This window comes from Olsenella sp. An270, from assembly GCF_002159735.1.
In the GTDB taxonomy this organism is placed as follows: Bacteria; Actinomycetota; Coriobacteriia; order Coriobacteriales; family Atopobiaceae; genus Thermophilibacter.
This window is the reverse complement of the sequence record NZ_NFJF01000001.1, coordinates 312,550-325,175: the sequence shown is the minus strand read 5'-3', so window position 1 is coordinate 325,175 and position 12,626 is coordinate 312,550. Positions and strand designations below refer to the sequence as shown.

Annotated in this window: 10 protein-coding genes; 7 read left to right on the top strand and 3 right to left on the bottom strand. The window is 67.5% G+C overall.

The window, feature by feature from the left end; all coding sequences use genetic code 11:
• The first annotated feature begins 24 nt into the window (after nucleotides 1-24).
• The 5 genes from ppk1 to B5F73_RS01440 all read left to right on the top strand — a co-directional run bounded on the left by ppk1 (nucleotide 25) and on the right by B5F73_RS01440 (nucleotide 6,162).
• Nucleotides 25-2,436 carry a polyphosphate kinase 1 gene (gene ppk1, locus B5F73_RS01460; protein WP_087225318.1) on the top strand — a complete coding sequence of 804 codons (2,412 nt, stop codon included), beginning with the start codon at nucleotides 25-27 and terminating at the stop codon, nucleotides 2,434-2,436.
• 35 nt (nucleotides 2,437-2,471) lie between these two features.
• Nucleotides 2,472-3,764 (top strand): 23S rRNA (uracil(1939)-C(5))-methyltransferase RlmD, encoded by a 1,293-nt coding sequence (gene rlmD / locus B5F73_RS01455; RefSeq protein WP_087225829.1) that lies wholly within the window; start codon nucleotides 2,472-2,474, stop codon nucleotides 3,762-3,764.
• Nucleotides 3,765-4,301: 537 nt separating this feature from the next.
• Nucleotides 4,302-4,487, top strand: a complete 186-nt coding sequence (locus B5F73_RS01450; protein WP_087225315.1) for a ferredoxin — start codon at nucleotides 4,302-4,304, stop codon at nucleotides 4,485-4,487.
• Nucleotides 4,488-4,553: 66 nt separating this feature from the next.
• Nucleotides 4,554-5,192, top strand: a complete 639-nt coding sequence (locus B5F73_RS01445) for a Maf family protein (RefSeq protein ID WP_087225312.1) — start codon at nucleotides 4,554-4,556, stop codon at nucleotides 5,190-5,192.
• The gene (locus tag B5F73_RS01440) at nucleotides 5,179-6,162 is read left to right on the top strand and encodes a P1 family peptidase (protein WP_087225309.1); all 984 of its coding nucleotides are present in this window, start codon (nucleotides 5,179-5,181) and stop codon (nucleotides 6,160-6,162) included. The genes B5F73_RS01445 and B5F73_RS01440 overlap by 14 nt, the downstream gene beginning before the upstream one ends.
• Here B5F73_RS01440 and B5F73_RS01435 read toward each other — a convergent pair.
• On the bottom strand, nucleotides 6,155-7,189 hold the full coding sequence (locus tag B5F73_RS01435) for a glycosyltransferase family 2 protein (RefSeq protein ID WP_087225306.1): 1,035 nt from the start codon (nucleotides 7,187-7,189) through the stop codon (nucleotides 6,155-6,157). The two genes, B5F73_RS01440 and B5F73_RS01435, sit on opposite strands and share 8 nt — an antisense overlap.
• Before the next feature lie 43 nt (nucleotides 7,190-7,232).
• Nucleotides 7,233-8,435, bottom strand: a complete 1,203-nt coding sequence (glf, locus tag B5F73_RS01430; protein ID WP_087225303.1) for a UDP-galactopyranose mutase — start codon at nucleotides 8,433-8,435, stop codon at nucleotides 7,233-7,235.
• Nucleotides 8,436-8,596: 161 nt separating this feature from the next.
• On the opposite strand from glf, the gene pta reads away from it, so the two are divergent.
• The gene (pta, locus tag B5F73_RS01425; RefSeq protein ID WP_087225300.1) at nucleotides 8,597-9,595 is read left to right on the top strand and encodes a phosphate acetyltransferase; all 999 of its coding nucleotides are present in this window, start codon (nucleotides 8,597-8,599) and stop codon (nucleotides 9,593-9,595) included.
• Nucleotides 9,596-9,940: 345 nt separating this feature from the next.
• Here pta and pckA read toward each other — a convergent pair whose 3' ends face one another.
• Entirely contained in the window at nucleotides 9,941-11,542 is a 1,602-nt protein-coding gene (pckA, locus tag B5F73_RS01420) for a phosphoenolpyruvate carboxykinase (ATP) (protein ID WP_204206231.1), read from the bottom strand.
• Nucleotides 11,543-11,741: 199 nt separating this feature from the next.
• On the opposite strand from pckA, the gene B5F73_RS01415 reads away from it, so the two are divergent.
• Nucleotides 11,742-12,626 (top strand): aldose 1-epimerase family protein, encoded by an 885-nt coding sequence (locus B5F73_RS01415; protein ID WP_087225297.1) that lies wholly within the window; start codon nucleotides 11,742-11,744, stop codon nucleotides 12,624-12,626.

Below are 12,626 nucleotides of genomic sequence, written 5' to 3'. Positions count from 1 at the left end.
CGACGAGCGAGAGGTGCGAATCACATGGGCAAGGACGCTGGCGAGAAGGTCGAGAAGGCAAAGGCCGAGAAGGCCGAGAAGAACGAGAAGGCGGAGAAGTCCGCAAAGTCCGAGAAGGGCCACGACCGAGACTTCTCCTACACCCAGAACCGAGAGATCAGCTGGCTGCGCTTCGACGACCGCATCCTGGACGAGGCCTACGACGAGACCGTCCCCGTCTTCGAGCGGCTCAAGTTCTGCGAGATCGTCGAGTCCAACCTCGACGAGTGGTTCATGATCCGCGTTGGCGGCCTCTCCGACCTCGCCTCTCTCAAGAACCAGCCCAAGGACAACAAGTCCAACATGACGCCCGGCGAGCAGCTGGACGCCATCTTCGACGCACTCCCGTCGCTCGTGAGCCGCCACCAGCGCGGCCTCGCCGAGGTCGAGGCGGCGCTGGCGGAGAGGGGCCTCGTGCGCGTCTCCCCGTCTGAGTACACCGAGGCCGACCGCGCCGCCGTCGAGCGCCACTTCGACCGCAGGCTCGCGCCCATCATCTCCCCGCTCATCGTCGACCCGCGCCACCCCTTCCCCAACTTGCGCAACGGACGCCTCTTCGTCGCCTGCTCGCTCGACGGCGCAGAGGAGAGCGGGCTTCTCGGCATCATCGAGGTCCCGGCGACCGAGCAGCGCGTCGTGGCGCTGCCCTCATCGCCCAAGGCCTATCGCTACACGCTGCTCGAGGACGTCCTCGAAACCTGCCTCGACCAGTGCTTCGGTGACTACGTTCCCAAGCGCTCCGCCGTCATCCGCGTCACGCGCAACGCCGACATCGACCCGGACGGCGAGGGCGTCGAGGAGGAGGAGGACTACCGCCAGCACATGAAGAAGGTCCTCAAGCTCCGCCAGCGCCTCCAGCCGGTCCGCCTCGAGATCCGCGGCAAGCTCGGCAAGAAGCTCGAGGACCTCATCGCCGACGAGCTCGCGCTCGAGCCGCGCCGCATCTTCCACCTCGAGCGACCCATCGACCTCGGCTACGTCTACGGGCTCGAGTCCCACATCCCCGACCACGAGCACGTCGCCTGCGTGTACCGCCCGTTCGAGCCGCAGGTCTCCCCCATGGTCGACCTGTCGCTGCCCATGCGCGGCCAGGTCGAGGACCACGACGTCCTGCTCACCTACCCCTACGAGTCCATGACGCCGCTTCTGCGCCTCGTCCGCGAGGCCTCCGCCGACGACGCGTGCATCTCCATCAAGATCACGCTCTACCGCGTGGCCAAGTCCAGCCACCTCTGCGAGAGTCTCATCAGCGCCGCCGAGGCAGGCAAGGACGTGACCGTCCTCATGGAGCTGCGCGCCCGCTTCGACGAGGCCAACAACATCGCCTGGGCCGAGCGCCTCGAGGACGCCGGCTGCACCGTCATCTACGGCTCCGAGGGCTTCAAGTGCCACTCCAAGATCTGCCAGATCACCTACCACGACCGCGAGGGCATCAGCCGCATCACCTGCCTCGGCACCGGCAACTTCAACGAGAAGACCGCGACCCTCTACTCCGACTTCATGCTCCTCACCGCCGACGAGGGCATCGGCGCCGACGGCAACACCTTCTTCCGCAACCTCTCCCTCGGCAACCTCCGCGGCTCCTACAAGCACCTCGGCGTCGCCCCGGTGGGCCTGAAGCCGCTCGTCATGCGCGGGCTCGACCGGGAGATCGCGCGCGCACGCGCCGGCGAGAGCGCCAAGGTCTTCCTCAAGATGAACTCGCTCACCGACCGCGACGTCATCGACAAGATCTCGGAGGCCTGCGAGGCGGGCGTCCGCGTCATCATGATCGTCCGCGGCATCTGCTGCATCAAGGCCGGCGTCCCCGGCAAGACCGACGGGCTCGTCGTTCGCCAGATCGCGGGCCGCTTCCTCGAGCACGCCCGCATCTACGCCTTTGGCGAGGACATGGACACGATCTACCTCTCCAGCGCCGACATGATGACGAGAAACACCGAGCGTCGCGTTGAGATCGCCTACCCGGTCCGCGACCCCGAGTGCAGCGAGATCGTCCGTCACTTCGTCAGGCTCCAGCTCTCGGACAACGTCAAGGCGCGCCAGCTCACGTCCGAGGGGACCTGGGCGCGCATCGATTCCGGCGAGGACGAGCCGCGCATCGTGTGCCAGGACGTCCTGATACGGGAGGCGTACGAGCGCGCTCGCGCGGCCGTGGAAGAGCGCGCAGCCGCGCGCAAGGCCGAGAAGATCGAGCCCGAGGAGGACGCCGCCCCCGCGCTCGCGTCGGTCGAGCCGTCCGGTGCCGAGAGGACCGAGGCCGAGGAGGCAGCCCCCGTCGCGACGCCCGAGCCCGCGCCCGCGCGGGCAGCCGCGACGCCGAGGCGCGGGCGCTTCTCGCGCGCGATGTCCCTCTTCGGCCAAGCCTTCGGCACCCTCTTCGGCGGGGGCGACGAGTGAGCGAGACGCGAGAGCTCGAGCTCACCTGCGAGGGGATGACCTACGGCCCCGACGCCGTCGCCCACGACGGCGAGGGGCGCGCCGTCTTCGTCTCGGGGGCCGTCGCGGGCGACCGGGTCCGTGCCGTCGTCGACCGCGAGGAGCCCAGATGGGCGCACGCACGGGCGACCGAGGTGCTCGAGCTATCCCCGGACCGCGTCCGTCCCGCCTGCCCCCACGTCGGCGTCTGCGGCGGCTGTCCCTGGGGGGCGCTCTCCTATGAGGCGCAGTCCCGCGCGAAGCGGGGGTCGGTCGTCGACGCCCTCTCGCGCATCGCGCACATGGGCAACGACCGGGCGGAGGTTCTTGTCGCCCCGCTCGTGTCCCCGGGCAAGCCCTGGGGATACCGGAACAAGGTCGAGCTCGCCGCCGTCCGCGAGGGCGGCAGGACCGCCCTGGGCATGCACGCAGCCGGAGGTGACGGGGTCGTGCGCGTGAAGGGCTGCATGCTGCTCGACAAGGCGCACTCCGGAGCGGTCAAGTCCGTCGCCGGGGCGCTCTCCTACCTCGCCGGCCGTCACGACGTCGACCTCGAGCGCGTGGGCATCCGCGTGTCCCGCCGCACCGGGGACGTTGAGGTGGCGCTCTGGGGCAGGCCAGGACCCTTCCCCCGTGCGCAGGCGGCCAAGGTGCTCTCCGACGCGCTGAAGCCCACGTCGGTCGTCCGCGTCATGCAGAAGGGGCCGACAAAGGCCCGCAGGATCGCCGGGGTGGAGTGCCTCTCGGGCGTCGGCTCCTGGTCGGAGGTCGTGGGCTCCGAGCGCATGCGCGTCTCGGCCCCGTCGTTCTTCCAGGTCAACACCGCGGGGGCCGAGAAGCTCGTGGAGCTCGTCATGGAGGCGCTCTCCCCCTCCGCCGACGAGGAGGCGATGGACCTCTACTGCGGCGCCGGCACCTTCACGCTCCCGCTCGCCCGGCGGGCGGGCTTCGTCTCCGCCGTCGAGTCATACGGGCCCGCCGTCCGCGACCTCAGGCGCAACCTCGACGCCGCCGGACTGGACAACGTCGACCCCATCGGCGGCGACGCCGGCCGAGAGTTCCCCGACACCGACGCCGACGTCATCGTCGTCGACCCGCCCCGTGCCGGGCTCGCCGCCGACGTGGTTGTCCGCCTCTCCGAGCAACCCGCGCGCGCAATCGCCTACGTCTCCTGCGACCCGGCGACGCTCGCGCGCGACCTCGCGCGCTTCGAGGAGGCCGGGGTCTTCTCGCCCGTCCGCGTCACCCCGGTCGACCTGTTCCCGCAGACCTACCACGTCGAGACGGTGACCCTGCTCGAGCGCCGCTAGGCCCCGCGAGCGCTGTTCCGGGTCGAGCCGCCCCTGTTCGGGGTCGCTCCAGGAAATGCCGTCCTTGTACGCATTTCCTCCAGGAATTGCGGCCCTTGTCCGCGCGTTCCCCAAGAATCAGCGCCCTGGGCAATAGATCTTCTAGTAATCGTCGCCCTTGTCATGGGAGCTTCTAGTAATCCGCTCCCTTGGCATGGGCGGGGCCCAACCCTGGCAACAAGGGCCTCGATTCTTAGAAGGAACCGTGACAAGAGCGTGGGTTTCTAGAGCGCATCAGGACAAACGCGTCGATTCCTAGATGGAGCACAGACAAGGGCGCTGATTCTTAGATGGGGGACGGACAAGGGCGGCGATTCCTAGACGCAGCGGCGACGGACACGGACTAATTCCCAGCGTTCACTAGGAATAAACGAGCAGCTCACGACCATTGACCGTCAATTTGAGCTATACGCGGGTAACGGTTGCGCGACCGCGCGGAAACGTGTACAAAAAGAGGGAACCTGGGCAGGGGGCCCAGGCAAGAGAGAGGATCCCACCATGAAGGCTACTGTCAACGAGGAGTGCATCGGCTGCGGTCTGTGCGAGGGCACCTGCCCTGACGTCTTCTCCATCTCCGACGACGGCGTCGCCGTCGCCATCGAGGAGGACGTTCCCGAGGACGCCGAGGACGCCGCTCAGGAGGCTGCTGACAACTGCCCCGTCTCCGCGATCGTCGTCGAGTAACTCGACACGTCACTTTGACGTCCTGCGGGGGCCGCGTGCGGTCCCCGCTTTTCGTATGGAGGTACCTTGATCCTGGCTTCCCAGTCCCCCCGTCGGCGCGAGCTGCTCTTGGCCGCCGGCTTTAACCTCGACGTCGTCCCCGCCGACATCGACGAGACGCGCCGTCCCGGCGAGACGCCCGTCGAGCTCGTCGCACGCCTCGCCGAGGAGAAGGCGGAGGCCGTCAGGTCCTCGCTGACGAGCGCCCCCGGCGACGGACTGCTCCTCGCGGCCGACACGATCGTCTGGATGGGAGACGAGGCGCTCGGGAAGCCCGCCGACGCCTCCGACGCCGCCCGCATGCTGCGAGAGCTCTCCGGGCGGACCCACCAGGTCTCGACCGGCGTGTGCGTCATGTGCCTCGCCCCCGACGGCTCGCCTGCGGCCAAAAGCTGCTTCGTCGAGACCACCGAGGTGAGCTTCTGGCAGCTCACGGACGCACAGATCGAGGCATACGTCGAGACCGGGGAGCCGCTCGACAAGGCCGGGGCCTACGGCATCCAGGGCGCAGGGCGCATGCTCGTGAGCGGCATCCGGGGGGACTACCCCAACGTCGTCGGCCTCCCGGTCTCCCGTCTCATACGCGAGATCTCGGCACTGTCCGAGGACGGACGCGACGCGGTCGCGGACGCCATCAGGAAGGGAGCGTCACATGCCCAGCGATAAGGACATCCAGAGCGTCACCCAGATCCCCGGCGTGTTCGCCGCCCACGCGACCAACGCCGCAGCCGGCACGGGGTGCACCGTGATCGTCTGCCCTGGCGGCGCGACCGGCGGCGTCGACGTCCGCGGCGGGGCCCCCGCGACGCGCGAGACTGACCTGCTGCGACCGGAGGAGACCGTCGAGGTGCTGCACGCCGTCGTGCTCTCGGGCGGGAGCGCCTTCGGCCTCGCCGCCTCATGCGGTGTCGCGGAGGAGCTCGAACGACGCGGGCTCGGGCTCGACGTGGGCGTGGCCCGCGTGCCGATCGTCTCGGGAGCGTGCCTCTTCGACCTCGCCTGCGGCGACCCGTGCGTGAGGCCGACGGCGGAGGACGGTCGCCTCGCCTGCGCCGCCGCGCTCGACGGCGAGAGCGCGCCCCTCCCCCGCGGCAACGTCGGCGCCGGGACGGGCTGCACGGTCGGCAAGCTCGCCGGACCCGAGAGGGCCATGAAGTCCGGCCTCGGCGAGGACGTCGAGCGTGCGGGCGAGCTCATCTGCGGCGCGGTCGCCGCCGTCAACGCCTGCGGCGACGTTCGAGACCCGGACACGGGCGAGAAGATCGCCGGGGTGCTGGACGCTGCCGGCTCGCTCGCCGACACCACCGAGGTCCTTCTCGGCGGCTATGCGAAGATGCCCCTCGCGCGCACCAACACCACGATCTCGTGCGTGGTGACCAACGCACGGCTCACCAAGGCCCAGGCGACCAAGGTCGCCCAGATGGCAGCAGACGCCTACGCCCACGCCATCTGCCCCACGCACACGACCAACGACGGCGACACCGTCTTTGTCATGGCCACGGGAGCTGTTGACGCCCCGGTCGACGTGGTGGGCGCCCTGGCAACGCGGGCCCTCGGTCGCGCCATCGCCGACGGGGCGCGCAACGCGACGAGCGCCTACGGCTACGTCGCCGCACGCGACCTGAGGTCTAGTTGAACTTGACGAGCTTCTGGGCGGCCTTGTAGCCGGCGAGCGTGAGCGCGCGGCCCACGGTGCCCGGGAGGTTGGTGGCAAGTCCCACCACGCCGTGACGGGCGCGGCGGTACATCCGCTTGTCGTAGGCCTTGAGCTCGTCCCAGAGCTTCTGCAGCTCGTCCATCGCGTCCGGGCGGTCGCTCTTCTTGGAGAAGACCGAGCAGATGGCCATGATGATCGTGAAGTAGTTCATCATGTAGCTGCGCAGCTTGGCCGAGGAGATGTCGTCATAGACGTGGTAGGCGTGCATCATGACGCGCGCCACGCGCCAGTAGTGGTCCACGCGACTCGTGAGGACCCTGTCGTTGACGGACTGGTCCTCGCGCCCGATGAAGTAGCGGTAGACGTCCTCGTCGAGGTAGTAGATGCTGCGGCACGCGGGGAACGGCACGTAGGCGTAGATGTTGTCCACGTAGAAGGTATGGGGCGGCATCTCGAGCCCCACCTCGCGCAGCACGTCCACGCGATAGGTGAGGGCGTGCATGAGCAGGTACTGCCACATCATGAAGTGGCCCATGTCGTTCCAGGTGAAGATGCGTCCCACGGGCAGCACGTGACGATAGTCGACGACGTTGCGCGTGTCGTCCTCCACGTGCTCGTAGACATAGTTGGTGATGACGAGGTCGACGTGCTCGCCGAGCTCCTCGAAGCGCCTCAGCTGGGCGAGAAGGGCGCTCACGGCCGCAGCGTCCACCCAGTCGTCGGAGTCGACGTTCTTGAAGTAGGTGCCGCTCGCGTTGCGGACCGCCTGCATGACGGCAGCCCCGTGACCACCGTTGGGCTGATGGACCGCCTTGATGATGGAGGGGTGCCGCTCGGCCCAGGCGTCGGCCTTGGCGGGCGTCTCGTCCTTGGTCGAGCCGTCGTCGACGATGACGATCTCGACGTCCTCGGCATACTCGGTGCCCTCGAGGATTGACTCGATGCAGTGGTCCATATAGGCAGCCGAGTTGTAGCACGGGATGCCAAAGGTGATGGTCTTCTTCATGGGGTCCTTCTTGCCGTCGTGCCGTGCGGGCGGGCGCTTCTCGCTAGCTGTGCTGGGAGATGATCTCGTCGGAGAGGTCGAGCGCGGACGCCACGACACCGTCCATGTCGTAGTAGCGGTACTCGGCGAGGCGACCCACGCAGTGGAAGTTCACGAGGTCCTCGACGCGCGCGCGATAGCGACGATAGAGCTCGAGGTTGGCGTCCTCGAGAATCGCGTAGTACGGGTCCTGGCCGCTGCCCGGCTCATAGGACTTGGAGTACTCCTTCATGATCGTCGTCTTGCCGGGCACCACCTGACCGGTCATGTTCTTGAACTCGGTGATGCGCGTGAAGTCCTCGCTCGTCGTGTAGTTCACGGTGCCGACGGGCTGGAACTGGTCGCAGTCGAGCGTCTCGAAGACCATGTCGAGCGTGCGGTAGGGCAGCGCGCCGAGGTCGAGGCCAAAGAGCTCGTCGAGCGGGCCGGTGTAGATGATCTCCCCGCCGTAGGGGCGGCCGCAGACCGACACGCTGGTCTCGGAGACCTTGAGGATGTCGCGGGCGTCGACGTCGAGGAAGACCGAGATGAGGTCATGCTCGAGCATGTGCTCGAAGAGGGCGGTGTAGCCCTCGGCGGGCATGCCCTGGTGCGGAGCCTGCGGGAAGTAGCGCTCGTCGTCACCAACGAAGACGGGGACGCGGCCGGTGATCGAGGGGTCGATCTGGTCGGGCGTCTGGCCCCACTGCTTCATCGTGTAGTGAAGGAAGACGTTCTCGTAGACGTAGTCGGCGACCTCCACGAGCTCGGGGTCGTTCTTCTCGCGAAGCTCCATGATCGGGACCTTCTTGTTCTCCCCGAAGGTGTCCACGAGCTTCTGGTAGAGGCGCTCGCCCTTCTCGTCGCCAAAGGCGAGCTTGAGAGAGCGGTGGTTGAAGGGCACGGGCATGAGCGTGCCGTGGATGTTGGCGAGGACCTTGTGCTGGTAGTCGGTCCACTCGGTGAAGCGCGAGAGGAACTCGTTCACGCGGTCGTTCACGGTGTGGTAGATGTGCGGGCCGTACTTGTGGACGAGGATGCCGGCCTCGTCCTCGTAGTCGTAGGCGTTGCCGGCGATGTGGTCGCGACGCTCGAGGATGCAGACCTTGAAGCCGCAGGACTCGGCGAGGCGGCGCGCGCAGGTGGCTCCCGCGTAGCCCGCTCCGACGACGATCGCGTCATAGCAGTCGGGGTTGAAACCGGCGGGAAGGCCCTTCTCGATGCTCATGGAAATCCTCTCTGTGCGCCGTCACGAGCCGACGTGCGCTCGCCCATTCGTCCGCACGATTCTACCACCTCGAACCTATAATGGACCAAGACGGCGCGCATGCCCGGCAGAGGCACACAATCGGGGGCGCGCGAGGACGCACGACAAGTGAAGGAGCTTCGATGAGCGATTTTCTCGGACGCATGAAGGCTGCGGCTAAGGCCTACAAGAAGACGATCGTCCTCCCCGAGGGCGAGGACCCGCGCACGATCGAGGCGGCGCGCAAGATCGTGGCCGAGGACCTCGCCAACCTCGTCATCCTGGGCGATCCGGCCCAGATCGACGTCGAGGGCGTCACCGTGATCGACCCGACCTCCCCCACCGCCCCCAAGCACGAGGCCTACGCCCAGAAGTTCGCCGAGCTGCGCGCCAAGAAGGGCGTGACCATCGAGCAGGCCCGCGCCCAGATGATGGACGCCACCTACTACGGCACCATGATGGTCAAGATGGGCGACGCCGACGGCCTGGTCTCCGGCGCCTGCCACTCCACCGCCAACACCCTGCGCCCGGCGCTGCAGATCCTGAAGACCGCCCCGGGCACCAAGCTCGTCTCCGCCTTCATGGTCATGTGCACCAAGACCCCGCAGTTCGGCGACGACGGCACGCTCGTCTTCGCCGACTGCGGCCTCAACATCGACCCCACGTCCGACGAGCTCTCCGAGATCGCCATCGCCTCCGCCAACTCCTTCGCCACCTTCATGGACGACGTGGAGCCGCGCGTGGCCATGCTCTCCTACTCCACGATGGGCTCGGCCGGCGGCGACACCGCCAAGAAGGTGCAGGAGGCCACGGCCTTTGCCAAGGAGAAGGCCCCCGAGCTCGCCATCGACGGCGACCTGCAGCTCGACGCCGCCATCGTTCCCGAGGTCGCGGCGCTCAAGGCGCCCGACAGCAAGGTGGCCGGTCACGCCAACGTACTCGTCTTCCCCAACCTCGAGACCGGCAACATCGGCTACAAGCTGGTCCAGCGCTTTGGCCAGGCGGAGGCGTACGGCCCCATCCTGCAGGGCATCGCCAAGCCGGTGAACGACCTCTCCCGCGGCTGCGTCGCCGACGACATCGTGGGCGTCGTGGCCATCACCGCCGTCCAGGCGCAGATGGCTGAGATGCACGAGGAGTAGGCCCGGTCGCACCTGGCTCAAGGTCCTACACGGACGGCCCGGCAGCCCCCACGGTTGCCGGGCCATTTTGTGGACGGCGCCCGCGCGGACCCGCCATCCCTGCGCGTCGGACGTCGTTTTGGTCGTCGCTTTGCCGAGTGTACGAGTTTCTCGGCACAAGCGAATCTTCTTGTCCTCGCACCGGCACGTTTGCGCAGTTGACCCATGCGCGGGTGCTCATACGCTCAGACAATCCGATGGAAACTCGTACACTCGGCAAACGGGTGCGGAGGAACCGTCAACAGAAAAAGCCCCGGGTCTGTGACCCGGGGCTTTGCGAGGCGATAAGAACGACGGGGTCGGAGCCTAGCGGCCGATGGGCTTGGGGCCGGCGGCGCGGACCTCGGGCGCCATCGTGGTGAGACGCTTGTCGGCGTTGTCGACGAACATCTGGGCGAGCTTCTCGGCCATCTCGTCGTAGGCGGCGCGGTCCTCCCAGGTGTTGCGCGCGTTGAGCAGCTCGGAGGGCACGCCCGGGCAGGAGGTGGGCACGTCGAGGTTGAAGCGCTCGTCGTGGACGAACTCGGAGTCGTCGATGATGCCGGACTGGGCAGCCTCGACCATCTTGCGGGTGTAGGCGAGCTTCATGCGCTTGCCCACGCCGTAGGGGCCACCGGTCCAGCCGGTGTTGATGAGGTAGACGCGAACGCCGCCCTTGTCGATCTTCTCGCCGAGCATCTGGGCGTAGACGTTGGGGTCGAGCGGCATGAACGGCTCGCCGAAGAGCGAGGAGAACGTGGGCTGCGGCTCCTTGATGCCGCGCTCGGTGCCGGCGACCTTGGACGTGAAGCCGGTCATGAAGTGGTACATCGCGGCGTTGCGGTCGAGCTTGGCGACGGGCGGCAGCACGCCGAAGGCGTCGGCCGTGAGGAAGATCACGACGTCGGGGGTGCGCTTGGCGCGGCCCTTGGTCACGGCGCCGGGCACGAACTCGACCGGGTAGGCCACGCGGCCGTTCTCGGTGAGCGAGGTGTCAAAGTAGTCGGCGACGCGCGTCTCGTCGTCAACCATCACGTTCTCGCACATGGAGCCAAAGCGGATCGCGTTCCAGATCTGCGGCTCGGTCTCGGGCGTGATGTCGATGGTCTTGGCGTAGCAGCCGCCCTCGATGTTGAAGACGCGGTCCTCGGCCCAGCCGTGCTCGTCGTCGCCGATGAGGAGGCGGTCCTCGGCGGCGGAGAGCGTGGTCTTGCCGGTGCCGGAGAGGCCAAAGAAGACCGTGGTGCCGTGGGAGCGCGGGTTCATGTTGCAGGAGCAGTGCATGGTGAGCACGTTGTCCTCGACGGGCAGCAGGTAGTTCATGACCGAGAAGATCGACTTCTTGATCTCACCGGAGTACTGGGTGCCCACGACGAGGATCATGCGCTCCTGGAAGTTGATGAGGACGGCGGCCTCGGAGTGGGTACCGTGGACCTCGGGGTCGAGCTTGAGCGTGGGGGCGGCCATGACGACGAAGTCGGCCTCGCCAAAGTCGCGGAGCTCGTCCTCGGTGGGACGGACGAGCATCTGGTGGACGAAGAGCGCCTGGCTGGCGAGCTCGCAGATGGCGCAGATCTTGCGGGAGTAGCGACGCTCGGCGCCCGCGAGGCCGTGCACGACGAAGAGGCGACGCTCGGAGAGGTGGCCGATGACCTCGCTCTTGATCTTCTGGTAGTTCTCCTCGGAGAACGGCACGTTGACGTTGCCCCACGCGATCTTGTCGTGGACGTCGGGCGTGTCGACGATGAAGCGGTCCTTGGGCGAACGGCCGGTGTACTGGCCGGTGATGACGGAGAGCGAGCCGGTGCTCGTGAGCTCGCCCTCGCCGCGCTCGACGGCGGTCTCGATGAGCACGGCCGGGGACGCGTCGATGACGGTCTTCTCCTCCGTGTGTGCGATGCCGTAGCGCTGGAGTTCCTCGATGATCATGCGTGCCTCCTTATGGCGGGCGGACGAGCCGCCGACTTTAGACGCATCGAAGATGCCCAAATTCCGAGGGCACCGGTTGGATATTATGCCACAACTCCCCGCTCGCGGGCCCATAGGCTCCATTCAGCCATCCAAGATGCCGATAAGGACCGCGTCGGAATTAGAGTTTTGAGAGATAGGGACGATGAAAGGGGCATGCATGGCCACGCTGACGAGCATCTCCGACGGCAACCTCTCCGCCACGATCGACGCACAGGGCGCCCAGCTCATGAGCCTCGTGCGCGAGGGTGGCGAGTACCTCTGGCAAGGCGACGAGCGCTACTGGGCGCGGCGCGCCCCGGTGCTCTTCCCCATCGTCGGCTGCCTTCGCGGCGACCACGCCACCTCCGCTCAGGGCAACGTCTCCCTCAAGCGCCACGGTATCGCGCGCCTCTACGAGCACGCCGTCGTTGCCCAGACCCCGTCGAGCGTGACCTACGAGCTCCGCTCCAGCGACGAGACGCGCGCCGCCTACCCGTTCGACTTCTGCCTCAACATGACCTATGCCGTCGCCGACGGCCGCCTCACCCAGACGTTCAAGGTCACCAACACCGGAGACGTTGACCTTCCCTTCACGCTCGGCGGCCACCCCGCCTTCAACGTGCCCGTGCCCGGCGAGGAGGGCGCGTCCTTCTCGGACTACGAGCTCGTCTTCCCCGAAGCGTGGACCGCTGAGGTCCCCACGATCGACCAGCAGGGGCTGCATGACTTCTCGCACATGAACGAGCTCTTCCGCGACGCCGACCGCATCCAGCTCACGCACGAGCTCATCGACCGTCTGCTGACCGTCGTCTTCGTCGACGTTCCCGGCCGCTCCGTCAAGCTGCTCGGGCCCCAGGGTCACGGCGTCGAGGTCGACTTTGACGGCTTTGGCTATCTCGGCGTCTGGACGGCCACCTCGGACGCGCCCTTCGTCGCGATCGAGCCCTGGGTGGGCTGCGCCACCGCCTACGACGAGTCCGACGTCTTCGAGGGGAAGCGCGGCACCATCACGCTCGCGCCGGGCGAGTCCTGCGAACGGTCCTTCTCGATCAGGCCGTTCTAG

Excerpts from the sequence above, each read along its gene's own strand:
- B5F73_RS01440 (WP_087225309.1), top strand. The coding sequence starts at position 5,179 with ATGCCCAGCGATAAGGACATCCAGAGCGTCACCCAGATCCCCGGCGTG.
- B5F73_RS01415 (WP_087225297.1), top strand. The coding sequence starts at position 11,742 with ATGGCCACGCTGACGAGCATCTCCGACGGCAACCTCTCCGCCACGATC.
- pckA (WP_204206231.1), bottom strand. The coding sequence starts at position 11,542 with ATGATCATCGAGGAACTCCAGCGCTACGGCATCGCACACACGGAGGAG.
- ppk1 (WP_087225318.1), top strand. The coding sequence starts at position 25 with ATGGGCAAGGACGCTGGCGAGAAGGTCGAGAAGGCAAAGGCCGAGAAG.
- glf (WP_087225303.1), bottom strand. The coding sequence starts at position 8,435 with ATGAGCATCGAGAAGGGCCTTCCCGCCGGTTTCAACCCCGACTGCTAT.
- B5F73_RS01435 (WP_087225306.1), bottom strand. The coding sequence starts at position 7,189 with ATGAAGAAGACCATCACCTTTGGCATCCCGTGCTACAACTCGGCTGCC.
- pta (WP_087225300.1), top strand. The coding sequence starts at position 8,597 with ATGAGCGATTTTCTCGGACGCATGAAGGCTGCGGCTAAGGCCTACAAG.
- B5F73_RS01450 (WP_087225315.1), top strand. The coding sequence starts at position 4,302 with ATGAAGGCTACTGTCAACGAGGAGTGCATCGGCTGCGGTCTGTGCGAG.
- rlmD (WP_087225829.1), top strand. The coding sequence starts at position 2,472 with ATGACCTACGGCCCCGACGCCGTCGCCCACGACGGCGAGGGGCGCGCC.